The 22046-nt window shown below is 69.4% G+C and carries 25 protein-coding genes and 1 riboswitch; of the genes, 16 read left to right on the top strand and 9 right to left on the bottom strand.

Annotation, left to right across the window (positions count from 1 at the left end):
• The first annotated feature begins 453 nt into the window (after nt 1–453).
• The 7 genes from pgeF to ACFWN2_RS35050 all read left to right on the top strand — a co-directional run bounded on the left by pgeF (nt 454) and on the right by ACFWN2_RS35050 (nt 5116).
• A complete protein-coding gene (gene pgeF, locus ACFWN2_RS35080; protein WP_382434822.1) occupies nt 454–1158 on the top strand; it encodes a peptidoglycan editing factor PgeF in 705 nt (234 codons plus the stop codon).
• The gene (locus ACFWN2_RS35075; protein WP_382434821.1) at nt 1155–1853 is read left to right on the top strand and encodes a YggS family pyridoxal phosphate-dependent enzyme; all 699 of its coding nucleotides are present in this window, start codon (nt 1155–1157) and stop codon (nt 1851–1853) included. The genes pgeF and ACFWN2_RS35075 overlap by 4 nt, the downstream gene beginning before the upstream one ends.
• A 67-nt stretch (nt 1854–1920) precedes the next feature.
• Complete coding sequence (locus ACFWN2_RS35070) at nt 1921–2577, top strand: cell division protein SepF (RefSeq protein WP_382434819.1); 657 nt, start codon at nt 1921–1923, stop codon at nt 2575–2577.
• An 18-nt stretch (nt 2578–2595) separates the two neighbouring features.
• Complete coding sequence (locus ACFWN2_RS35065) at nt 2596–2871, top strand: YggT family protein (protein WP_089917696.1); 276 nt, start codon at nt 2596–2598, stop codon at nt 2869–2871.
• A 48-nt stretch (nt 2872–2919) separates the two neighbouring features.
• Entirely contained in the window at nt 2920–3735 is an 816-nt protein-coding gene (locus tag ACFWN2_RS35060; protein ID WP_089917266.1) for a DivIVA domain-containing protein, read from the top strand.
• Nucleotides 3736–3750: 15 nt separating this feature from the next.
• Entirely contained in the window at nt 3751–4239 is a 489-nt protein-coding gene (locus tag ACFWN2_RS35055) for a hypothetical protein (RefSeq protein WP_382434817.1), read from the top strand.
• Between the two features lie 112 nt (nt 4240–4351).
• Nucleotides 4352–5116 (top strand): hypothetical protein, encoded by a 765-nt coding sequence (locus ACFWN2_RS35050; RefSeq protein WP_382434815.1) that lies wholly within the window; start codon nt 4352–4354, stop codon nt 5114–5116.
• Between the two features lie 39 nt (nt 5117–5155).
• Here the strand turns inward: ACFWN2_RS35050 and ACFWN2_RS35045 are convergent, their stop codons facing one another.
• Together ACFWN2_RS35045 and ACFWN2_RS35040 are read right to left on the bottom strand one after the other, a co-directional pair.
• A complete protein-coding gene (locus tag ACFWN2_RS35045) occupies nt 5156–5317 on the bottom strand; it encodes a hypothetical protein (protein ID WP_382434813.1) in 162 nt (53 codons plus the stop codon).
• Nucleotides 5318–5320: 3 nt separating this feature from the next.
• Complete coding sequence (locus ACFWN2_RS35040) at nt 5321–5665, bottom strand: DoxX family protein (protein ID WP_382434811.1); 345 nt, start codon at nt 5663–5665, stop codon at nt 5321–5323.
• Nucleotides 5666–5908: 243 nt separating this feature from the next.
• On the opposite strand from ACFWN2_RS35040, the gene ileS reads away from it, so the two are divergent.
• Complete coding sequence (gene ileS, locus ACFWN2_RS35035) at nt 5909–9013, top strand: isoleucine--tRNA ligase (RefSeq protein WP_382434809.1); 3105 nt, start codon at nt 5909–5911, stop codon at nt 9011–9013.
• Between the two features lie 51 nt (nt 9014–9064).
• Here the strand turns inward: ileS and ACFWN2_RS35030 are convergent, their stop codons facing one another.
• The 3 genes from ACFWN2_RS35030 to ACFWN2_RS35020 are packed head-to-tail and all read right to left on the bottom strand — an operon-like array spanning nt 9065 to nt 10505.
• On the bottom strand, nt 9065–9205 hold the full coding sequence (locus ACFWN2_RS35030) for a hypothetical protein (protein WP_382434807.1): 141 nt from the start codon (nt 9203–9205) through the stop codon (nt 9065–9067).
• Nucleotides 9205–9942 carry an RNA polymerase sigma factor gene (locus tag ACFWN2_RS35025; protein ID WP_382434805.1) on the bottom strand — a complete coding sequence of 246 codons (738 nt, stop codon included), beginning with the start codon at nt 9940–9942 and terminating at the stop codon, nt 9205–9207. Before ACFWN2_RS35025 ends, ACFWN2_RS35030 begins: the two co-directional genes overlap by 1 nt.
• A complete protein-coding gene (locus ACFWN2_RS35020) occupies nt 9939–10505 on the bottom strand; it encodes an RNA polymerase sigma factor (RefSeq protein WP_382434804.1) in 567 nt (188 codons plus the stop codon). Before ACFWN2_RS35020 ends, ACFWN2_RS35025 begins: the two co-directional genes overlap by 4 nt.
• A gap of 306 nt (nt 10506–10811) precedes the next feature.
• On the opposite strand from ACFWN2_RS35020, the gene ACFWN2_RS35015 reads away from it, so the two are divergent.
• Nucleotides 10812–11699 (top strand): hypothetical protein, encoded by an 888-nt coding sequence (locus ACFWN2_RS35015; RefSeq protein ID WP_382434803.1) that lies wholly within the window; start codon nt 10812–10814, stop codon nt 11697–11699.
• On the opposite strand, the gene ACFWN2_RS35010 is transcribed toward ACFWN2_RS35015, so the two are convergent.
• Nucleotides 11666–12142 carry an SRPBCC family protein gene (locus ACFWN2_RS35010; protein WP_382434801.1) on the bottom strand — a complete coding sequence of 159 codons (477 nt, stop codon included), beginning with the start codon at nt 12140–12142 and terminating at the stop codon, nt 11666–11668. The genes ACFWN2_RS35015 and ACFWN2_RS35010 overlap by 34 nt on opposite strands.
• A gap of 60 nt (nt 12143–12202) precedes the next feature.
• Between ACFWN2_RS35010 and ACFWN2_RS35005 the strand changes: the two genes are divergently transcribed.
• The gene (locus ACFWN2_RS35005) at nt 12203–12739 is read left to right on the top strand and encodes a TetR/AcrR family transcriptional regulator (protein ID WP_382434799.1); all 537 of its coding nucleotides are present in this window, start codon (nt 12203–12205) and stop codon (nt 12737–12739) included.
• Here ACFWN2_RS35005 and ACFWN2_RS35000 read toward each other — a convergent pair whose 3' ends face one another.
• Nucleotides 12740–13672: a M28 family metallopeptidase gene (locus ACFWN2_RS35000; RefSeq protein ID WP_382434797.1), complete on the bottom strand. Its 933-nt coding sequence runs from the start codon at nt 13670–13672 to the stop codon at nt 12740–12742.
• A 140-nt stretch (nt 13673–13812) separates the two neighbouring features.
• Here ACFWN2_RS35000 and ACFWN2_RS34995 point away from each other — a divergent pair, with 140 nt between their 5' ends.
• The 5 genes from ACFWN2_RS34995 to ACFWN2_RS34975 all read left to right on the top strand — a co-directional run bounded on the left by ACFWN2_RS34995 (nt 13813) and on the right by ACFWN2_RS34975 (nt 19237).
• On the top strand, nt 13813–15291 hold the full coding sequence (locus ACFWN2_RS34995) for a potassium/proton antiporter (RefSeq protein WP_382434795.1): 1479 nt from the start codon (nt 13813–13815) through the stop codon (nt 15289–15291).
• A 73-nt stretch (nt 15292–15364) separates the two neighbouring features.
• A riboswitch (SAM riboswitch) is annotated at nt 15365–15479 on the top strand.
• Nucleotides 15480–15513: 34 nt separating this feature from the next.
• Nucleotides 15514–16845 carry an aminotransferase class V-fold PLP-dependent enzyme gene (locus tag ACFWN2_RS34990; protein ID WP_382434793.1) on the top strand — a complete coding sequence of 444 codons (1332 nt, stop codon included), beginning with the start codon at nt 15514–15516 and terminating at the stop codon, nt 16843–16845.
• Between the two features lie 23 nt (nt 16846–16868).
• Nucleotides 16869–17588, top strand: a complete 720-nt coding sequence (lspA, locus tag ACFWN2_RS34985) for a signal peptidase II (protein ID WP_382434791.1) — start codon at nt 16869–16871, stop codon at nt 17586–17588.
• A 100-nt stretch (nt 17589–17688) separates the two neighbouring features.
• Nucleotides 17689–18573: an RluA family pseudouridine synthase gene (locus ACFWN2_RS34980; RefSeq protein ID WP_382434830.1), complete on the top strand. Its 885-nt coding sequence runs from the start codon at nt 17689–17691 to the stop codon at nt 18571–18573.
• 73 nt (nt 18574–18646) lie between these two features.
• A complete protein-coding gene (locus ACFWN2_RS34975) occupies nt 18647–19237 on the top strand; it encodes an NAD(P)-dependent oxidoreductase (RefSeq protein ID WP_382434789.1) in 591 nt (196 codons plus the stop codon).
• Here ACFWN2_RS34975 and ACFWN2_RS34970 read toward each other — a convergent pair.
• A complete protein-coding gene (locus tag ACFWN2_RS34970; RefSeq protein WP_382434787.1) occupies nt 19226–20122 on the bottom strand; it encodes a LysR family transcriptional regulator in 897 nt (298 codons plus the stop codon). The two genes, ACFWN2_RS34975 and ACFWN2_RS34970, sit on opposite strands and share 12 nt — an antisense overlap.
• Before the next feature lie 23 nt (nt 20123–20145).
• Here ACFWN2_RS34970 and ACFWN2_RS34965 point away from each other — a divergent pair, with 23 nt between their 5' ends.
• A complete protein-coding gene (locus ACFWN2_RS34965) occupies nt 20146–20928 on the top strand; it encodes an inositol monophosphatase family protein (RefSeq protein ID WP_382434785.1) in 783 nt (260 codons plus the stop codon).
• Here the strand turns inward: ACFWN2_RS34965 and ACFWN2_RS34960 are convergent.
• Nucleotides 20925–21761: an AsnC family protein gene (locus tag ACFWN2_RS34960; RefSeq protein ID WP_382434784.1), complete on the bottom strand. Its 837-nt coding sequence runs from the start codon at nt 21759–21761 to the stop codon at nt 20925–20927. The genes ACFWN2_RS34965 and ACFWN2_RS34960 overlap by 4 nt on opposite strands.
• Nucleotides 21762–22046 lie beyond the last annotated feature (285 nt).

Below are 22046 nucleotides of genomic sequence, written 5' to 3'. Positions count from 1 at the left end.
GCGGCTGCCTGTTTCGTAGAAGGGTTGCGTTGGCGGTGGGGTCCCATCACGAGCCGCACCAAGAGCGGGCCACACCTGGTCAGGGGTGTCAAGCGGACGAAGAGCGTGTCCGCTTGACACCCCTGACCAGGTGCAGCAAGAGCTATGGCGCGACTCGTGATGGGACCCCACCGCCGGTTCCTCTTGGTAAGGACGGCTCGCCTGCGGCATCGCGGCAATCGTGCGGCTCGCCTGCGGCATCGCACCTGTCGCACGGCTCGCCTTTGGCATCGCACCCAACATGCGGCTTGCCTTCGGCGTCGTGCCCGCCCCCGACCTGCCTTCGGTCTCGCGTTCGATCCGGCGTGCCCGCGCCGTGTGCTCGGCTCCGGCTTGCCTTCGACCTCCCGCTCCATCCGGCCCCCATGACGTGCCCTCGCTCGGGCCGCGTGGTGTGCGAACTAGGGTGTGGGTGTGCGCATTCGTCGTGTTGTCAGCACCCGCGCCGGTGGCGTGTCCAAGGGGCCCTACGAGTCGTTCAACCTCGGTGATCACGTCGGGGACGACGTCGAGGCGGTCGAGGCCAACCGGGTTCGGCTGGCTGAGGGGATCGGACTTGCGCCCGACCGGTTGGTCTGGATGGAGCAGGTGCACGGGCGGACTGTCGCCACGGTCGACGGGCCGGTTGCCGAGGCGCTTGAGGCCACTGATGCTGTTGTGACGAAACGGGCCGGGCTCGGGCTGGTCGTGTTGACGGCTGACTGCGTGCCCGTGTTGCTCGGAGATCAAGAGGCCGGCGTTGTCGGGGCCGTGCACGCCGGGCGCGTCGGGGCTCGGGTCGGGGTGGTCGTCGAGGCGCTCAAGGCGATGATGGCGTTGGGGGCCGAGCTTGAGCGCATCGAGGTGTTGCTGGGGCCCGCTGTCTGCGGTGAGTGCTACGAGGTGCCCGCTGACATGCAGAAGGACGTCGAGAAGCACCTGCCTGGGAGTGCCTCCAAGTCGCGGAGGGGGACGCCTGCGCTGGACCTTCGGGCCGGGCTGTGGAACCAGCTCGCCAGTGCCGGTGTCGGGAAGATCGGTGTCGACCCGCGCTGCACGTTCGAGGAGAAGGACCTCTTCAGCCATCGGCGGCAGGCGCCCACCGGGCGGCTCGCGTCGGTCGTGTGGATCGAGCCGTGAACCGCGTCGAGGAGTTGAAGGAGAACCTCGCGGAGGTCGAGGAGCGCATCGCCAAGGCCTGTGAGGTTGCGGGGCGGTCGCGTGGCGAGGTGATGTTGCTCGCGGTGACGAAAACCTGGCCCGCGAGCGATGTGGAGATCCTTTATGACCTCGGTCTCCGGAATTTCGCGGAGAACCGCGATCAGGAGGCGAGTGAGAAAGTCGGCCAGTTGAGACACCTCGCGGAGGCGCGGTGGCACATGGTCGGGCGGTTGCAGCGGAACAAGGCGAAGTCCGTCGTCGAGTGGGCCGACCAGGTCGACTCCGTGGACAGCGTCCGGCTGGCCGAGGCGCTCGCGCGGGCGGCGCACGCGCGGGGCACGAAGCTCGACGTGTTGTTGCAGGTCAGCATCGACGGGGACACGTCACGCGGTGGGGTGGCCATCCCGGACGTGGCGGAACTGGCTGGCGTGATCACTCGTTCGGGTGATCTTATTCTCCGAGGTGCGATGACTGTCGCGCCCCGGACGATGAAGCCATCGCAGGCGTTTCAGGCGTTGGTTTCGGTGGTATCTGGCCTACGTGATGATCATCCCACTGCCATCGGAGTGTCAGCGGGAATGAGTGGTGACCTGGAAGATGCCATCTCGCACGGATCGACCTGTGTGCGTGTCGGAACTGCGTTGCTCGGCAACCGGCGACTAACCTCGCCCTAGGTTGTCGGGAACCTCGGGACCGTCCGCACCGTCCCTAAGAGTGGGGAACCGCCGAGGAGGGGCTGGAATGAGCGCTTTGCACAAGCTGAAGGCCTACTTCGGGATGGTCCCCGCCGAGTACGCAGACGACCCCGGCTACGACGACGACCGAGGTCGCTACGGCGACTACCGGTCCGAGTACGCGGCCGAGGCAGACGACTACGACCCGTATCCGCGGCGCAGCCGCGTGTTCACACCGGGCCGGCCCGAGCTCCAGGGCTCCGGGTACCGGCCTGACATCGACGAGTCGGACGACTACGAGCCGGAGTCGCGGCGCGGGGGCAGCCCCCCGAGCACGCGGCGCTGGAGTGCCGATGCACCCGTGCACGGCGCACTCGCTGTCGAGCCGCAGCGCGAGCCCGTGAGCAGGCTGCGTCCGGTTGCTGCCGAACCGGCAGGCAACCCGTTGGCGCGCATCACCACGCTTCACCCCCGTACCTACAGCGAGGCGCGCACGATCGGGGAGCACTACCGCGACGGCACCCCGGTGATCTTGAACCTGACCGACATGGACGACGCGGACGCCAAGCGTCTCGTCGACTTCTCGGCCGGACTCGCGTTCGCTCTGCGCGGATCCATGGACAAGATCACCAGCAGGGTGTTCCTTCTCTCACCGCCGAACGTTGACGTCACGGCGGAGGATCGCAGGAAGCTGGCGGAGGGCGGGTTCGGGAACCACGGTTAGAGTTGACCCGTGGCCCCTATCCTCCTCGTCATCTTCTACGTCCTGTTCGCGTTCTCCCTGTTCCTGACCGCGCGTGTCGTGGTCGAGATGGTGCGGACGTTCGCGAGGGAGTGGCGCCCGGCGGGCGGCGTAGCCGTGACGCTTGAGACCGTCTACACGGTCACCGACCCACCGGTCCGCGCACTGCGTCGGGTGATCCCGACTGTGCGGATCGGAGGCGTCGGGCTGGACCTATCGATTATTGTGCTGTGGCTGGTCGTTATCATTCTGATGCGATTCGCAGATCCCAGGTGACGGGGAACCGTGGGATGACCGCAGCCCAGGAGTGCGAGAGGTGATCCGATGCCGTTGACCCCCGCTGATGTGCACAATGTTGCATTCAGCAAGCCGCCGATTGGCAAGCGGGGCTACAACGAGGACGAGGTGGACGCGTTCCTCGACCTGGTTGAGGGCGAACTGGCCCGCTTGATCGAGGAGAACAACGACCTCCGTCAGCAGGTCGAGCAGCTCGACCAGCAGCTCGAGACCGCGCGTGCAGACCTCGACGACGCGCGTGCGAAGGCTTCTTCCGGCCCCATGACGAGCCGTATGCCGGTGGAGGAGCCGCGCCGCCTGGCGCCGGTCCCGCCGCCCACGGTGATGGAGCAGACGTCCCCGGGTGGTGGCGGAGACCACCACGTGCAGGCCGCGAAGGTCCTGGGTCTCGCCCAGGAGATGGCGGACCGGCTGACCGGCGAGGCGAAGGCCGAGGCGGACGGCATGCTGTCCGAGGCCCGCACGAAGTCCGAGCAGCTGTTGTCCGAGGCTCGCGCCAAGGCCGACACGATGGTCAACGAGGCGCGCACGCGTGCCGAGACCATGCTCAACGACGCGCGGACGCGTTCCGAGACGCTGGAGCGGCAGGCCCGTGAGAAGGCCACCGCGCTGGACCGTGACGCGCAGCGCAAGCACGCTGAGGTGATGGGCAACATCACCCAGGAGAAGAACACGCTCGAGAAGCAGATCGACAAGCTGCAGACGTTCGAGCGCGAGTACCGCACGCGACTGAAGACGATGCTCGAGTCGTCCCTGCGCGACCTCCAGGACCGCGGCCCGGCCGCACCGTCCGAGGGCCGTTCCCAGGGCTACTCCTTCGGCGCACGCGCCGAAGCGGGCTGAACTACTGTTCGCTAGGTGCTCTTCGTAGTTCTACTTCTGGTGCTGGCTGCCCTCGGGTTGCTCGTGCCTGCGCTGACCACGTCCAACACGATCTGGGCGTGGTCGTCCGTGGGCGCGAGCGTGCTCGCCGCCCTGGTCCTCGCTTGGGACTGGTGGCGGAGGCGACCGGGGGACCCCGCAGCCGACGCGCAGAGTGTAGATCAACTTGCTGTAGCCGATGATCAACGGGTAGTCGTGCCGGCGGTAGCCGACACGCCGCCCGCTGACGAGGAACCACCGGAAGAGGACACCGACGCGGCGGACCTGCTCGTCGTGGCCGATCTGGTGGACGAGGTCCGGGTGCTGGACGAGCGGCCCCGGTACCACCTGAGCTCGTGTTCCTGGCTTGCCGGGAGGCCCACGCTGGGCCTCCCGGTGCAGGAGGCACGGCAGCTGCAGTTCACGCCCTGTGGTGTGTGCACGCCGGACGGCGTCCTGGTTCGCCGGAGTCGTTCCGCGGGTTAGGCTCATCGGCTGCATTTCGGCGGGGTCACTACCGCTTTGATCTTCGTTGGGTTACGAACTGCGGATGCTGCCGAGATCGGTGTTCCGTGTCCTTGTGGTTGCCGTGGCCCTGGTGTTCAGTGGCGTTCCGATCGCGCACACACGAGCCGCGCCCGAGAAGTGCGAGCTCTCCTCGCGGCTGGGTGAGAAGGTGCGGTTCCCCACCAGCGACGGCTTTGACCTGCCGGGTCTGGTGCTTGGCGGCGGATCGCGCGGCGTGCTCTTCGCCGACTTCCTCGGCGCGGACGTCTGCGGCTGGATCTCGCTGGGGCAGCAGCTCGCCGACGACGGTTACCAGGTGCTCCTCTACCAAGGTCGCAGCACCGCGCCCACCATGGACGCCGACATCGGCGCGGCGGCACAGGAACTGGCCGACCGAGGTGCCACCTCGATCATCGCGGGTGGGGTGCTGCACGCGGGTGCGGCGGTCGCACTGAGAGCGCCGCGGATCAGCGGACTGGCCGGCGTCTTCCTGCTGCACCTGCCGTTCGAACCCTCCGACGGTGTCAACGTGCCGACGCGCGAACTGGAGGCCGTCAGGAAGCTCGACGTGCCCGTGTTCATCGGTGCGGACTCCGGGGGCGAGGAGCAGGCGAGGAGGTTCGCCGAGGCCGCGTCCAGGGACACGCTCGCGATCGAGCCGGACGCCCCCGGTGGCGTCGAGGTGATCAAGGATGGCGAACCGATGCGCGACAAGCTGCGGGCGTTCGTGCTCGCCAGCATGCCGGTACCCGCGTACGAGCGGTGGCGGTGGCCGGTGGGTGGTGCGGTCGCCCTGCTGGTTCTCGCGGCGCTCGGTGTCGTCGTGCACCGGCGCCGGAGAGGTCGTACTGCCTAGGCGTTCCGCCGGGACGTCCCGTGGAGGCCGAGCGGGAGGTCAGCCGCCGCCTCCGTCGCCGCGGTGACGGTCGTTGTAGTCGTGGTCGTAGCCATCGGGGAAGGGGAAGCCACCTGTGCGGTCCCTGATGGTCTGCCAGGAGAACCACGCGCCGAGCAGGAGGACGACGACGAAAGCCGCCGCTGAGATCCAGATCCACATGGCTCAGCGGTCCAGGAACAGCAGCGTGATCAACAACGCCAGCAGCACCAGGTCGAGGACCACGCCGGTCGGCTTCGAGTCGTAGCGCAGCCGCGTGATCGTGGCGCCGACCATCAGCAGTCCGAGGCCGACGGTGGCCGCGTGCGCGATCCCTTCCCACGTGACCAGACCGGCCACCAGGCCCGCCGCGCCCGCCCACTCCAGCGCGCCGATGGTGCGCCACAGCGCCGGGTTCATCCGGAAGTGGTCGCGGGCCTCCAGTGACGCCTTCGCGCCGAACAGCTTGCCCGCGCCCGTCGCGACGAACAGCACGGCCAGCACGATCGACAGCGCGATGGTCAACGTCATCCGGCGAGCATACGGTTTGCGCTCCCCCGTACCCTGTAACCACAGGCACCGATCCGGCCATCACCGGGGAGCCTCCGGAAGAACGGGCGCGAGCCTCAGTAGAACCGGACGGGACCGGCCCGTCACAGCCGAAGAACGAGAGGCCCGTGGTCAACGCGGGCAAGCGGGGTGGTACCGCGGCCCGCCGAGCCACATCGGCGTGTCGTCCTCGCGTGTCGCATCTGACCGCGAGGAGCAGTGGAGATGGCCTACCCCAGGGCCGGAGCGAACGAGGTCCCGGCGCAGCCGTCCTTTCCGAACCTCGAGCAGGACGTGCTCGGGTACTGGAAGGACGACGAGACCTTCCAGGCGAGCATCGACCGCACCCCGGCGGGTGAGCACGGCGAGAACGAGTTCGTCTTCTACGACGGCCCGCCGTTCGCGAACGGCCTGCCGCACTACGGCCACCTGCTGACCGGCTACGTCAAGGACGTCGTGCCGCGCTACCAGACGATGCGCGGCAAGCACGTCGAGCGCCGGTTCGGCTGGGACACGCACGGCATGCCCGCCGAGTACGAGGCGGAGAAGCAGCTCGGCATCACGCAGAAGCACGAGATCGACGAGCTCGGCATCGAGAAGTTCAACGAGGCGTGCCGCACGTCCGTGTTGCAGTACACGGACCAGTGGCGCGACTACGTGACGCGTCAGGCTCGTTGGGTCGACTTCGACAACGACTACAAGACGCTCGACCTCGACTACATGGAAAGCGTCATGTGGGCGTTCAAGGCCTTGTGGGACAAGGGCTTGATCTACGAGGGCTTCCGGGTGCTCTGGTACTGCTGGCGTTGCCAGACGCCGTTGTCCAACACCGAGACCAAGATGGACGACGCGTACCGCGACCGGCAGGACCCGGCCGTGACGGTGGCGCTGCGCCTGGAGTCCGGTGAGAAGGCCCTGGTCTGGACGACCACGCCGTGGACGCTGCCGAGCAACCTGGCCGCCGCCGTGCACCCCGATGTCGACTACGTGACCGTGGTGGGCTCCGACGGCGACAAGTACCTGCTGGCCGAGGCCCGTGTCGCGGCGTACGCGCGCGAGCTGGGCGAGGAGCCCGAGGTCGTCGCGCGCTACAAGGGCTCGGACCTGGTCGGCAAGAAGTACCTGCCGCCGTTCGACTTCTTCGTGGGCCGCGAGAACGCGCACCAGGTGCTCACGGCCGACTACGTGACCACCGACGACGGCACGGGCATCGTCCACATCGCGCCTGCGTTCGGTGAGGACGACAAGGTCGTGACGGACGCGGCGGGCATCGAGGTCGTCGTGCCGGTCGGACCGGACGGCAAGTTCACCGCTGAAGTGGCGCCGTACCAGGGCGTGCACGTCTTCGAGGCGAACAAGCTGATCACCCGCGACCTGAAGGAAGCGGGCCTGCTGCTGCGCCACGAGACCTACGACCACCCGTACCCGCACTGCTGGCGCTGCCAGAACCCGCTGATCCAGCGCGCGCTGTCGGCGTGGTTCGTCGCGGTCACGCAGTTCAAGGACCGGATGGTCGAGCTCAACCAGCAGATCAACTGGGTGCCGGCGCACATCAAGGACGGCCAGTTCGGCAAGTGGCTGGAGAACGCGCGCGACTGGAACATCTCGCGCAACCGGTACTGGGGCTCGCCGCTGCCCGTGTGGACCTCGGACAACCCCGAGTTCCCCCGCACGGACGTGTACGGGTCGCTGGACGAGCTGGAGCGCGACTTCGGCGTGCGTCCGGACAACCTGCACCGGCCGTTCATCGACGAGCTGACGCGGCCGAACCCGGACGACCCGTCCGGCAAGTCCGTCATGCGCCGGATCCCGGACGTGCTCGACTGCTGGTTCGAGTCGGGCTCGATGTCGTTCGCGCAGGTGCACTACCCGTTCGAGAACGCGGACTGGTTCGAGAACCACTACCCGGGCAACTTCATCGTCGAGTACAACGGGCAGACGCGCGGCTGGTTCTACACGCTGCACGTGCTCGCGACGGCGTTGTTCGACCGGCCCGCGTTCCGCGACTGCGTGGCGCACGGGATCGTGCTCGGTGACGACGGCCAGAAGATGTCCAAGTCGCTGAAGAACTACCCGGACGTCAACGAGGTCTTCGACCGCGACGGCTCCGACGCCATGCGCTGGTTCCTCATGGCGTCGCCGATCCTGCGCGGTGGCGACCTGGTCGTGACCGAGCGCGGCATCCGCGACGCGGTGCGCCAGGCCGTGCTGCCGCTGTGGAACTCCTGGTACTTCCTGGCGTTGTACTCCAACGCCGCCGGGAAGGAGGGCACGTGGCGCGTCGACTCGACGAACGTGCTCGACCGGTACGCGCTGGCGAAGACGCACGACCTGGTCCGCGACATCCAGGCGTCGATGGACGTCTACGACATCTCCGGTGCCTGCCAGCAGGTGCGCGAGTACCTGGAGGTGCTGACGAACTGGTACGTGCGACGGTCGCGGCAGCGGTTCTGGGACGGTGACCAGGACGCGATCGACACCCTGCACACCGTGCTGGAGGTCGTCACGCGCGTGGCGGCGCCGTTGCTGCCGTACACGACCGAGGTCGTGTGGCGCGGCCTGACCGGCGGGCGTTCCGTGCACCTGACGGACTTCCCGTCGGTGTCGGACGTGCCGGCGGACGACGCGCTGGTGGCGGCGATGGACGAGGTGCGCGACGTCTGCTCGACGGCGTTGTCGCTGCGCAAGGCGAACAAGCTGCGCGTGCGGCTTCCGTTGGCGCGCTTGACGGTCGCCTCCCCGGTGGCGGGCTCGCTGGAGGACTTCGCCGAGATCGTGCGCGACGAGGTCAACGTCAAGGAGGTGTCGCTGTCCACGGACGTCGACGCCTACGGGCAGTTCCAGCTGGTCGTCAACGCCCGTGCCGCCGGTCCGCGCCTCGGGCCGAACGTGCAGAAGGTCATCAAGGCCGTCAAGGCCGGCGACTGGTCCGAAGTGGACGGAAAGATCGTCGCCGCCGGTGTCGAGCTGTTCGAGGGCGAGTACGAACAGCGCCTGGTGGCAACGGATCCCGCCGCCACGGCGGCTCTGCCCGGTGGTGCCGGCGTCGTCGTGGTCGACACGGCGGTGACGCCGGAGCTGGAGGCCGAGGGCGTCGCGCGCGACCTGGTGCGCGTGGTGCAGCAGGCGCGCAAGGACGCCCGGCTCGACGTGTCCGACCGGATCACGCTGACGCTGGAGCTGCCGGAGGCGGTGCGGTCCGCGGTCGAGCCTCATCTGCCGTTCGTGCAGGCGGAGACGCTGACGACCTCGGTCGTGTTCGGTGAGGGCACGTCCGAGGGCACGGTCGGCGACGGCGCCAAGGTGAAGGTCGCGGTCGCGAAGGCCTGATCGAACGGTTCGTGGTGTGGGCTCCTGCGACAGGGGAGCCCACACCACGGCTCAGGCGGCTTCGGGCAGTGCGGTGCGGTCCAGCGCTGCCAGCACCCGGTGGGAGAGATGGGCCGGAGGCGGGTCGACCACGTCGACCAGTCTGGTCAGCCACGCGATGATCGCCAGGTCGGTCTCGTCCAACTCGGTCATCAGACACCCCCCTCCGCGGTGAGTCCCTCCTGGAGCGAGGTGAGGCAGCGGCCTCTCGTCGGTCCGATGCTGCCGCGGGGCATCTCCAGCGCCTCGGCGACCGCCTGGTACTCGGCTCGGCCCGCGAGCACGGTGAGCCGCAGGAGCTCCTGGCAGCGCCGGCTCAGCCTGCTGAACGCCCGCCACAGCCTGCGGTCGCGGTCGTCGAGCAGGACCTCCTCCTCCGGCAGCCACTGCGCGCCGGGCACCTCGGCGTTGTCCGAGGACAGAGCCGACCGGCCGTGAGCCTCCTGCCAGTGCTTTCGCGCCTCCCTGCGGGTGGTGACGACCAGCCAGCCGGCGAGTGCACGAGGCTCGGTGAGCCGGTCCACGTGCCTGAGGAACGACAGCCAGACGGTCTGGACGACGTCCTCGGCGGTGCTCCTGTTCAGGCCGTGTCCTCTGGCGACGTGCCAGAGCATGGGCGTCAACTCCGTGACGAGGACGTCCAGGGCGTCGCGGTTGCCTTCGCGTGCCGCACGGATGCACTGCGCGTGCCGCTCAACGCCCTTCAGGCCTTCCCAGGGGACGACGGGGAGCTCGCGATCGGGCGTCGCGCCCAGCGCGATGATCGCGGCGGCGCCGACCTCGTCCGGTGCGGTGTCCTCCGGGATGATCTCGGTGAGCTCCGCGTGCAGGTCGTTCAACCGGCGGGCGGCGGCGTCGCCGTTGACCCGTGCTTCGGGCTTCGAACTCATGCTTCCCCCTTGGCGGCGCGGCGCGGTCCACGAGCCCGTCGTTCCTGATTGCCGACCTTCTCGCTGATCTGGGCACGCGCACGGGACACGTATCCGCGAGCGGCGTCGCGGTCGCAGCCGAGCACCTCGGCGATCTGCTCGTAGTCGAACGACCAGAACCGCAGGGCCAGTGCGGTGCGCAGTGCCTCCGGCAGAGCGGCGATGGCGGCGAGCGTGGCGTTGAGCTCCTGCGAGATCTCGGCGTCGCGGTGGCGCTGGACGAGAATCCGGAAGGCGCTGCCGTAGCGGCCGATCAGTTCGTCGTTCAGGTCTCCTGGACGTTCGCGCCGCCTTCGGGACTGGTCGATGAGGGAGTTCCTGATCGCGGCGGCCAGCCACGCGCAGCGCCGGGACGGCTCGATCGCCGGCCAGTTCCGCCAGGCGCTGACGAAGGCGTCCTGCACCGCGGCCTCGTGGTCGAGGCCCGGTGACCACGTGGCGGCGAACCTGCACATCCGAATGCGCTCCTGGTTGTAGAAGTCGCTGAACGCCGCGGCGTGGTCGTCGGAGTCGGAGGACGTCATCACGACCGATCCGAGTCAGTGCGCGTTCGACGTCGTATCTGCCCGCCTACCACGGTATCGAGGGTGGTTAGGGGGTCCACCATCTCGTACCTCCCCTCATCGAGGCCTGTCCGTCGGCCGCGTTTAGCGGCTCGGTATCAGGTAGACGCAAGCGGAACGGGATTGTGAACGCTGGATGTTCGCACGCGTGCGTGGTGCGGAAGTCAGCTCGCATGCAACACCTCGTGCCGAGGCGGACACCTACAGCCGAACGGTCGATCTCTTCGAGAGGGGTGGCACGTGGTTGCTGGGGGATGGCGTCTGACGATGGGCGCCGCGGTACTGGCCACGATTGCGGTGGCGGCACCCGCCGCACAGGCGGACACCGGGTGCGTGTGGGGCATGAAGAGGCTGCCGATCCCGGCCGGCCAGTCGTCGTACGGCGCGCTCGCCGGCGCTGGTGACTGGCTTGCTTCCTCCGGGGGTACGTCGGTCGTGATCTGGCACCACGAGGTCGCTCGGACCGTCGAGTTCCCCGTCGACAGGGCGACTCCCGGCATCAACCGGCACGGTGTGCTGATCAGCCACGGTGAGGACGGCGTGTGGCGTGGTGAGGAGAAGCTCGGGGAGTTGCCCGGCGGGCCGTCGACGGTGAAGTCGATCAACGCCGACGGCGACGTCGTCGGCACTTCCGGAGGGGTGCTGGTGGTGTGGCCCGCCGGGTCCACCTCTCCGGTGGTGCTCGAAGGCTCCGACGACGGGCGGACCTGGTGGCCGCTGGGGATCGACGACGACGGCAACGTCGTCGCCACCACCAACTTCGACCAGGGAATGCTGGGGTACGTGTGGAACGGGCTGGGGGAGCGCTCCGAGCTCAGGCCGTTGCCGGGTCAAGACCGGACGGTTCCCACGTTGGTCGAGAACGGTCGCGTCTACGGGTACTCGCAGTCGTGGAGCGGGCCAGGCGCGGCGCCGTCGGTCGAGTGGAACCTGAGCGGCGAGGTCGTCCGCACCACGGACGAAGGCCCCGTGTTCGACGTCAACGCTGCGGGTGACGAGTTGCTGGCCTGGAACTCGGCGGTCCGGCGTGCCCACGGCCGGGTCGACCGCTGGTCCTACCCGTACTCGATGCCCTTCCCGAGCGTGCTCGCCGACAACGGTGACCTGTACGGCGGTGCGTACTACGAGGGGCCGTCCAAGCTGTTCTGCCGCTGACGCTTCATCGTCACGACGACGAGCCGCCGCACCAGCCGGACCCGCGGTGACCACCGCGCCGGTGCGGCGGGCTCGCGGCCCGCCGCGCGTTCGCAGGCGTCGAACAGGTCCTCGATGCACGCGTCGTGCAGCCACCGGATCACCAGCGCCCACCGCACCCGGTCTGCGAAGCCGAAGTCGCCGACGAGCTCGTGCCGGAGAACGTCGCCCGACGCCGAGAGCGTGTGCGAGCCGGAGAGCTTGGTGAACTCGAAGGTGATCGACTCGCCGGGCACGAAGTCCGTGCAGCGGTACCGGATCGGGCCGTGCCCGCCGTCCGCGCCGACGCCCAGCGGGCGGTCGAACTCCTGCTTTCCCCACGCGGGCGGCCAGAGTTCCTGGACGCGGTCGACGAACGGGCCCGCGGGCACGCCGAGGTCGCGGGTGTGGACGTTCCTGATCATGAGGATCCCCTTCCATACGCTGCCGTATGTTCCTGAAAACGTACGGTAGCGTATGGAAGCGTGGTGCGGCGGAATCGTGACGACTGGACTGAGATGGCGCTGAGAGCGCTCGCCGAGGGCGGCCTGGGCGCGGTGGCGGTCGAACCGCTGGCGGCGCGGGCCGGTGCCACGAAAGGCAGCGTCTACCACCACTTCCCGAACCGCGAGGCGTTGCTGCGGGCGACGGTCGAGCGGTGGGAGCGGGAGCACACCGAGAAGGTCATCGAGCTCGTCGAGTCCGAACGGACCCCGCAGGACAAGCTGAAGACCCTCTTCGCCATGGTGCTCGACCGCACGCGCAAGGGGTCGGTGGAGATGGCGTTGCAGGCGGGCGCGGCCGACGAGGTGATCGCGCCGGTCCTGCGGCGCGTCACGGAGAAGCGGATCGGCTACCTGACGGAGTTGTTCAGGCAGCTCGGGTTCGGCAAGGCCCAGGCGAGGAAGCGCGCGTTGATCGCGTTCAGCCTCTACCTGGGCCAGGCGCAGCTGTGGACGACGCTGCCCGGCCTCGCCGAACCGGTGCTCGACGAGGCCGTGCAGGTGCTCACCGCCAGGTGATCAGGCCGCGGTCGCCCAGAGCGCGCTCGCGATCACGTCGGCGTTGCGGTCGAGCGCCGTGACGTTGATGTTCGACGTCGTGTCGCACGAGCGGTGGTAGCAGCGGTCGAAGGCCTGGCCGGCCGTGCCGCCCCACTTCGACGCCTGCGCCGAGGTCTTGATGCCCTCGGCGCCGGTGAAGGTGCCGCCGGTCGGGATGCCCGCGCGGGCGAACGCCGCGTGGTCGGAACGGCCGCCGACGTTCGTCAGCTCGGTCTGGACGCCCAGCGCGGTGAAGCCCGCCTGCAGCCGCTGCGTCAGCGCCGCCGAACCGGAGGGCTGACCGCTGGAGCTGTAGACGAAGTAGCCGGGGTTCGGCGAGCCGGTCATGTCGAAGTTCAGGTACGCCTTGATCCTCGACTTGTCGGTGCTGCTCAAGGAGTTCACGTAGTACGTCGAGCCGACGAGGCCGAGCTCCTCCGCGCCCCACCAGCCGAACCGCAGGTGCTTGGTCGGCTGGAAACCGGTGGCCTTCACCTGGAGGGCGACCTCCAGGAGCGACGCGGAGCCGGTGCCGTTGTCGTTGATGCCGGGGCCCGCCGAGACGCTGTCGAGGTGGCCGCCCAGCATCACGACGTTGTTCGCGTCACCGCCGGGGTAGTCCGCGATCAGGTTGTAGCCGGTGGCGCCGTTGGACGTGAACGACTGGACGCGCGTCGTGTAGCCGGCGGCGTCGAGCTTGCCCTTGACCCAGTTGATCGAGGCCAGGTACCCCGGTCGTCCGTGAGCGCGGTTTCCGCCGTTGGCGTTCGCGATGGACTGGAACTGGTTCAGGTGGGCTTGTACGTTCGCGACGTTGATGTTCGGCGCCGCCAGTGCGGCCGGTGCCGCTGCTTGCGCTGCTGTGGTTCCGGTCACCATCAAGGCGGCCGCCAGCGCGATCAGGATCCTCATGGTTCAACTCCGTGCAGGGTTAGGGATTGAGCCACTGATCAACATGCTCCGTCGTGCATGGGCTCGGTAGGGGCGAACGGCTGGAGTTGTTAACTCGTCTGATTCGTCGGAATCGGTGGTGATCAACCAGAATGGTCCAGGTGGGTGACGTCACGGTTGTTCTGGGCATCGGCGCTGCCGTACTGCTGATCTCGGTGATCGCGGTGCGGGTGTCGACGCGGCTCGGACTGCCCTCGCTCCTGCTGTACCTCGGCATCGGCGTGCTGCTCGGCGAGTCGGTGTTCGGCATCAAGTTCGACGACGCCGACCTGACGCAGTCGCTCGGCATCGCGGCGCTGGTGCTGATCCTGACCGAGGGTGGCATCACGACGCGCTGGAACGCGGTGAAACCCTCGCTGTGGCTGGGCGTCGCACTGTCCACAGTGGCCGTTGTGGTCAGCGTCGCGGTGACCGGCACCGCGTTGCACTTCCTGCTCGGCCTCGACTGGCGGATGGCGTTGCTGTGGGGCGCGGTGCTGTCGTCCACGGACGCGGCCGCCGTGTTCAGCGTCCTGCGCTCGCTGGGTGTCGGGGCACGGCTCACGGGCGCGCTCGAACTGGAGTCCGGCCTCAACGACGCGCCGGTCTACATCGCCGTCGTGCTGCTGGCCTCGTCCGACCAGATCTCGTGGACCGCGCCGCTGCTGGTGATCTACGAACTGGGTGCGGGCGCGCTCATCGGCGTGGTGCTGGGCTTCTTGGGCGGAGCGGGGCTGAAACGCGCGGCGTTGCCCTCCACCGGTCTGTACCCGCTCGCCACGGTGGCGGTGTGCGTGATGGCCTACACGGCGGGCGATCTCGTGCACGCGTCCGGTTTCCTGGCCACGTACGTCGCCGCGCTGGTCCTCGGCAACGCCCGCCTGCCGCACCGCGCCGACACCCTGTCGTTCGCCGAGGGGCTCGGCTGGCTCGCCCAGATCGGGCTCTTCGTGCTGCTCGGCCTCTACGCCTCGCCGTCGCGGCTGCTCGACGTGCTGTTCCCGGCGCTGGTCGCGGGTGTCGTGCTGACGTTCGTGGCGCGGCCGTTGTCCGTCGTGCTGTCCTCGCTGCCGTTCAAGGTGCCGTGGCGGGAACAGGCGTTCCTCTCCTGGTCGGGGCTGCGCGGCGCGGTGCCGATCGTGTTCGCGCTGATCCCGCTGATCCAGGGCGTCGAAGGCGCGCGGGAACTGGTCGACGTGGTGTTCCTGCTGGTCATCGTGCTGACGGTGGTGCAGGGCACGACGCTTCCGTTCCTCGCGCGCAGGCTCGGGCTCGTGAAGGCGGGGGAGGCGGTGGAGGTCCAGGTCGACTCGTCACCGCTCGACGAGCTCGGTGCCGAGCTGCTGCAGGTGCACATCCAGCGCGGGTCGAAGCTGCACGGCGTCTACATGTCCGAGCTGAGGCTGCCGAGCGGTGCCACGGTGAGTCTCGTCGTGCGCTCCGGGAAGAGTTTCACGCCACAACCGACGACACGGCTGCAGACCGACGACCAGTTGCTCATCGTCACCACTGAAGAGGTGCGCGACGCCGCTGAGCGGCGCGTTCGTGCCGTCGACAGGGCCGGTCGCTACGCACGGTGGAAGGGCGAGACCGGGGATTGATCGGTCTCCGAGCGTTCTCAGCATGTGAATCGGGTGTCGACGGGAGGATCACCCTCCGCTAACGTCGTCGGCAGGTCATGAGAGCCAGCGTCAAGCCCAAGCTTGCTGGCCGGCAACCCTCCAACCGCGGTGGGGTGCCCTTGGTGAGGACCTGGTCCGGCGCGTGGGGCGCCGGTCAAGCGCGGGCCTCCAGTGCGGGCCCCTGGCCTCGGAGGCAGCACGATGACGCTCGCGATCACCCCTGGAACCACCACCGCCGTCCCGGCTGTCGTCGGCGCCGACCTGCGCGTTCCGCTGGTCACCGGGGAGCGCGTGACGTACGCCAACCTCGACCACGCGGCTTCGGCGCCCTGTCTGCAGGAAGTGCGCGACGCCGTCGACGAGCTGCTGCCCTGGTACGCCAGCGTGCACCGCGGCGCCGGCTTCGCCTCGCAGGTCTCGACCCGCGTCTACGAGCAGGCCCGCGACCGCATCCGCAAGTTCGTCGGGGCGCACGCCTCCGACGCCGTCGTCTTCACCCGCAACACCACCGACTCGCTGAACCTGTTGGCGCGCAGCGTTCCCCGCAACACCGCCGTCGTCCTGTTCGACAGCGAGCACCACGCGGCGCTGCTGCCGTGGCGTGGGCCCAACGTTCAGCGCGTTCCCGCACCGTCTTCGTCCGGCGCCGCAGTTGTCGCGCTGGACCGGGCGTTGGCCGCCGCCCCGGTCGGCCCTCGGCTCGTGATCGTCACCGGGGCGTCCAACGTCACGGGGGAGCTGTGGCCGGTCGCCGAGCTCGCGAAGGTCGCCCGCCGCCACGGCGCGCGCATCGCGCTCGACGCCGCCCAGCTCGCCCCGCACCGCCCGATCAACGCCCGTGAGCTGGGCGTCGACTACATCGCGTTCTCCGGGCACAAGATCTACGCCCCGTTCGGCGCCGGTGTGCTGGTCGGCCGCGCTGACTGGTTGCAGCAGGCCCAGCCGTACCTGGTCGGCGGTGGCGCGACCTCGAAGGTGACCGACCACGGCGACCGCCTCGGCGTGGCCTGGTCCGCGGTGCCCGAGCGGCACGAGGCCGGCAGCCCGAACGTCGTCGGCGTGCACGCGCTGGCCTCGGCGTGCGAGATCCTGTCGCGGCACTGGGAGCAGACCGTCGCGCACGAGCAGGAGCTGCTGACGCGTCTGCAGGACGGGCTGCGGTCCATCCCCGGCTTCCGCGAGCTCGCGATCCTGACCGACGCGGACAAGGTCGGCGTCGTGAGCTTCACGATCTCCGGCTTCGACGCGGGCTTCCTCGCGGCGGCGCTGTCCGCCGAGTACGGCATCGGCGTGCGCGACGGGGCGTTCTGCGCGCACGTGATCGTGGGTCGTCTCGTCAAGCAGGTCGGATCGCACGAGCAGCGTGCCGTGCGCGCGTCGATCGGCCTCGGCACGACGGCCGAGCACGTCGATCGTTTGGTCGCGGCGCTGCGCACTCTCGTCACCGAGGGTCCGAAGTGGACCTACGCGCAGCAGGACGGCCGCTGGGTTCCCGAGAACGACGACCGAACCCTGCCGCCGTTCCTCGCGTAGTCCCTGTCGTGGACACTGACCTGGTGAGTGACGAGCCCAAGGCCCAGGAGGACGAGGCCGCGAAGGTCGCTGACAAGCCTGCGGAAGAGCAGGTCAGCGAGCCGGAGAAGGCCGCGGAGCCCGTGGCCGCCGACAAACCCGCCGAGTCCGCCGCGAAGGTGGAGGACGACGCCGAGGAGTTCTCGATCACCGGCTCGCTGCCGGAACCGAGGATCAGGACCCTCGGGATCCTGGCGGGCGGTGTGCTGGCCCTGGACGTGCTCACCAAGGTCGTGTCGGTGGCGTTCCTGGAGGGCGCGGACCCGATCAAGCTGTTCGGCGGCGTGCTCTACCTGACGTTCGTCCGCAACCCCGGCGCCGCGTTCGGCCTCGGCGAGGGCATGACGTGGGTCCTCGCGCTGATCGCGCTGGGCGTCGCCGGGTTCATCTTCTGGATCTCGCGCAACCTGCGCTCCGAGAAGTGGGCCGTCGGCCTCGGCCTGGTGCTGGGCGGCGCCGTCGGCAACCTCGCCGACCGGATCTTCCGCGAGCCCGGCCCGATGCGCGGCCACGTGGTCGACTTCCTGTCGCTGTTCGACCCGTACGGCCGGGTGTGGCCCGTGTTCAACGTCGCGGACATGGCGATCATCGGCGGTGGCGTGACGATCATCGTGCTGGCGCTGCTGCAACACGACTACGACGGGACCGTCCACCGCGATGCGCCCGCGCTCGTGGAGTCCGACGGTCTGCAGGAGTCGAAGTAGCTGCTCCTGGTAGTTTCAGCGGGTTCTGCAAGGAGAAGAAGGTCGAGGCCCCCGCGTGAGCGGTTACCGAACGCTGCCGATTCCCGACGGACTGGACGGCATGCGCGTCGACGCCGGCCTCGCGAAGCTGCTCGGCCTGTCCCGCACCGCCGTCGCGGCCATCGCCGACGCCGACGACGTGCTGGTCAACGGTCGTGTCGTGGGCAAGTCCGACCGGCTCACCGCCGGGTCGATGCTGGAGATCACGCTGCCGGCGCCGCCGCAGCCGATCACCGTCCAGGCGATCCCCGTCGAGGGCCTGGTGATCATCCACGAGGACGACGACATCATCGTCGTGGACAAGCCCGTCGGCGTCGCCGTGCACCCGTCACCCGGCTGGACCGGGCCGACCGTCGTCGGTGGTCTCGCCGCCGCCGGCCACCGCGTCGCCACGTCCGGTGCCGCCGAGCGCCAGGGCGTCGTGCACCGGCTCGACGTCGGCACGACCGGCGTGATGGTGGTCGCGAAGTCCGAGTCCGCGTACTCCGCCCTGAAGCACGCCTTCAAGGAGCGGACCGTCGACAAGGTCTACCACGCGATCGTGCAGGGCCACCCGGACCCGATCAAGGGCACCATCGACGCCCCGATCGACCGCCACCCGAGGCACGACTACAAGTTCGCCGTGATGCAGGACGGCAAGCCGTCCATCACGCACTACGAGGTCATCGAGGCCTTCCGCGCGGCGTCGTTCGTCGAGGTCCACCTGGAGACCGGGCGCACGCACCAGATCCGCGTGCACTTCTCGGCGCTGCACCACCCGTGCGTGGGCGACCTGACGTACGGCGCCGACCCGACGCTGGCCAAGCGCCTCGGCGTGACGCGGCAGTGGCTGCACGCGCGGCAGCTCGGTTTCCACCACCCGGCGGACGGCCAGTGGGTCTCGTACACGTCGGAGTACCCGGCTGACCTGGCCACTTCGCTGGAGAAGCTGCGCGAAGAGGGCTGATTGCGTCTGAGTAAACCACCGGTTAGCAACGTTGCACTTGATGTTAACCGGTGTGCTCAATAGCGTTTTCGGCATGGAGCTCACCATTCTCGCGGCCTCGGGCCGCACCGGTCTCGCCCTCACCCGCCAGGCGCTGGAGCGCGGCCACACCGTCACCGCGATCGCCCGCGACCCCTCCCGCATCACCGTCGACCACCCGAACCTGCGCAAGGTCGCCGGTGACGTGAGCGGTCCGTTGAGCATCGACGCGGACTCGGTCGTGGTGTCCGGCCTCGGCACCGACACCCCCGGCGTGCTGCTCGACGGCGCCAAGGCCGTGCTCGCCACCGCTCCGCGCCGGGTCGTCTGGCTCGGCGCGTACGGAACGGGCCCGTCGGCCGAGGCGGCGGGCCCCGGTGCGGAGGTGCTGGGCAGGTTCTTCGGCGACCGGATCCCGGACAAGGTCGCGGCCGACACCGCCGTCCTCGACGCCGGTGGCACCGTCTTCCACGCCGGGGTGCTCACCGACGAGCCGGCGGGCCCGCGCCGCACGGTCGGCCTGGACGAGGCGCCGCCGTTCGACCTCGGCGCGAAGGTCAGCAGGGAGACCGTCGCCGCCGCGATGCTCGACGAGGCCGAGAACCCGCGCTTCGCCGGCGCGGTCGCGTTGCCGCTAGCGGGCTAGGACCTCGGTGACGGTCGCCCGCACCTGGTCGCGCAGCCAGGCGTGGGCCAGGTCCGAGTCGTAGCGCTGGTGCCAGTTGCAGTGGATCGGCGCCTCCGGCGACTCGGCCGGCAACGGCCACGTGACCAGTCCGAACGCCTCGATCAGCGGCCGGCACAGAATGGTCGTGGTGGTGACCAGCGCGTCACTCGCCGCCGCGATCTGCAGGGCCGAGTGGACCGTCGCCACGGTCGCGATCACCCTGCGCTGCAAGCCTTCCGCGGCCAGCAGGTCGTCGATCGGGGCGGTGAACCTGCCGCGCCGTGAGACCAGCACGTGCGGATAGGCCGCGTACGCGCGCAGATCCAGTTCGGTGCACGGGTGGCCGGACCGCATCATGACGGCGAGCGGGTCGGTGCCGAGCACCTCCGAACGGAACTCGGGCAGGTCGGGCGCGCCGCCGCCGAGTTCGAGGTCGACCCGTCCGTGCCGCAGGTCGTCGGTGTCGGCGGAGTTCTCGGCGAGGACCCGCAGCCGCACCCCCGGCGCCTGCCCGGCGACCCGTCCGACCAGCACCGGCACCACCGACGAGGCGAGGGCGTCGTGGCACTGGATCGTGAACGTGCGCTCCAGTTCCGCCAGGTCCAGCTCACGGCTCGGCGCCAGCACGGCGTTGGCCTGCCGCACCAGCCGGTTCACCTCTTCGGCGATCCCGAGCGCGTACGGCGTGGGCGTCATCGTGTGGCCCGTCCGCACGAGGATGTCGTCGCCCGTGACCTTCCTGATCCGCCCCAGCGTCCGGCTGACGGCGGGCGAGGACAGGTGCAGCCGTTGCGCCGCACCCATCACGCTGCCCTCTTCGAGGAGGGCGTCCAGCACGGTCAGCAGGTTCAGATCCGCTTGCATGACAGACAATCTTGGAGGAAGCCGTGAACACCGACACCACCGCTCTCGTTCCCGCCGTCACCGCCGCTGTCCGCCGCGCCGGTGAGCGGATGCTGAAGCGCTACTCCCCGGAGTCCCGCGCCTCCAGCCTCGCCGAGATCATCGACGCCGTCCGGGCCAACGACGCCGCCGTGGTCGACCTCCTGAAGCCCGCACTGGCCGAGATCCGCCCGGAAGCCCGCTGGCTCGACGACGAACACGGCTCCGGCCCCCTCCCCGACGGCGAGTGGTGGCTGATCGACCCCGTCGGCGGCAACATGAACGCCGTCCACGGCATGACCGACTGGAACATCGGCGTGAGCCTCGTCCGCGACGGCCGCCCTGTCCTCGCCGTCGTGCACTTCCCGCTGTTCGACGAGCTGTTCACGGCCACCGAGGGCGGCGGCGCGTTCCTGAACGGCGTGAAGCTCCAGGTCTCGGACAAGACCTCGCTGGACGGCGCGCTGGCCGGCACCGGTCAGGCCCAGCCGGGGCAGGGGCCGGAGATGGCGGACCGGGTCGGCGCCTCGTACGCCGCGATGGCGAAGCACGCGCTCTACGTCCGGATCTCCGTGCCGGTCACGCACCAGCTCGCCCAGGTCGCCGCCGGACGGATGGACGTGCACTGGCAGTACGACAACGTGCGCGCGCACGCCTCAGGTGTGTTGCTCGTGCTGGAGGCGGGCGGGATCGTCACCGACCTCGACGGCAAGCCGTGGGAGCTGACGACCCGCGAGTACCTGGCAGCCGCGCCGGGAGTGCACGCTGCCGCACTCGAAGTGCTCTAGTCCTCGACGGTCCAGACCAGGGTGTTCAGGTCGACCTCCGGGCGCACGCTCCAGCGGACCTGGATGATCTCGGTCGGCTCCGGCAGCACGAACACGCTGTGCCCGCCCGCCGTCTCGCCCGGCTGCACGCCGAGCTTGTGGGCGGGCCGCGAGGACAGCGAGACCGGCGCCTTCGTCACGGTCTCGCCGGTCTTCGTCACCAGCACCAGGTACATGTCCGGCAGCGAGGTGTACGGCACCTGGGAGGTGTTCGTCACCTCGGTGTGCACGACCACGGACCGTTCGCCCTCGGCGAGCTTGTAACCGGCCGCGGTGAACAGGAAGTCCGCCGGGTCGACGACCTCGACCAGCTGGATCGAGAGGCGGGCGCCTTCGAGGCTGTCCGCCTCCAGGGCCGAGCCGATCTTGCCGGTCCGCGAGACGGCCCTGGGCTGCGGCTGGTCGGCGCGCACCCAGCCGGCGGACTGCGGCGGGCCCCAGGTCTGCTGCGGTTGCGGCTGCGCGGGGAACGGCTGGCTGATCGGGCCCTGCGGACCGTAGGGCTGCTGCTGGACCGGGTGCGGGCCGCTCTGGTGCACCGCGTACGGACCGGACGGCGGGCCGCCCAGGTAGTTGCCGTAGGCGGCGGCGTTCGCGAGGGCCCTGCGCACGCCGTTCGGGTCGCACTCCACACCCACCAGCAACGGCAGGCCGCTGCCCGAGAGGGTGATCAGGCGCATGGCGGCCTCGCGCGGGTCCATCCCCAGGCGCTGGGCGATCTCGTGCACGGCGGCGCGACCTGACTCGGCGAGAACGGCGAGCAGGCGGGCGTCTACGGGATCGGGGGGCACCACGAATTGAACGCTACCTGGCTGCCCCGACCGTCGTGTCACCGCGTACCCGATCGAGATCAAGGCAACGTGCGCCGTCGTGCGCGATTTGAGGGGTACCCAGGCCGTACAATGCCGCGTTCCGCGCCCCAGAAGATCTTGGATTCCCGGCGGCGGGGTGGCGTGCTCCAACCGGGTCCGGTCGGCTAGTCTCGACGAGCGCCAGGGGCCTTCCCGTTCCCCTCATTCGCGCTAAAACGCTTGCCATACAAGGGGGTTGCCGGTGGCGGACTCGTTTGTGCATCTGCA

Source organism: Lentzea sp. NPDC058436, from assembly GCF_042721515.1.
GTDB lineage: Bacteria > Actinomycetota > Actinomycetes > Mycobacteriales > Pseudonocardiaceae > Lentzea.
The sequence above is the reverse complement of the archived record's forward strand: the minus strand, read 5'-3'. Positions and strand labels throughout refer to the sequence as shown.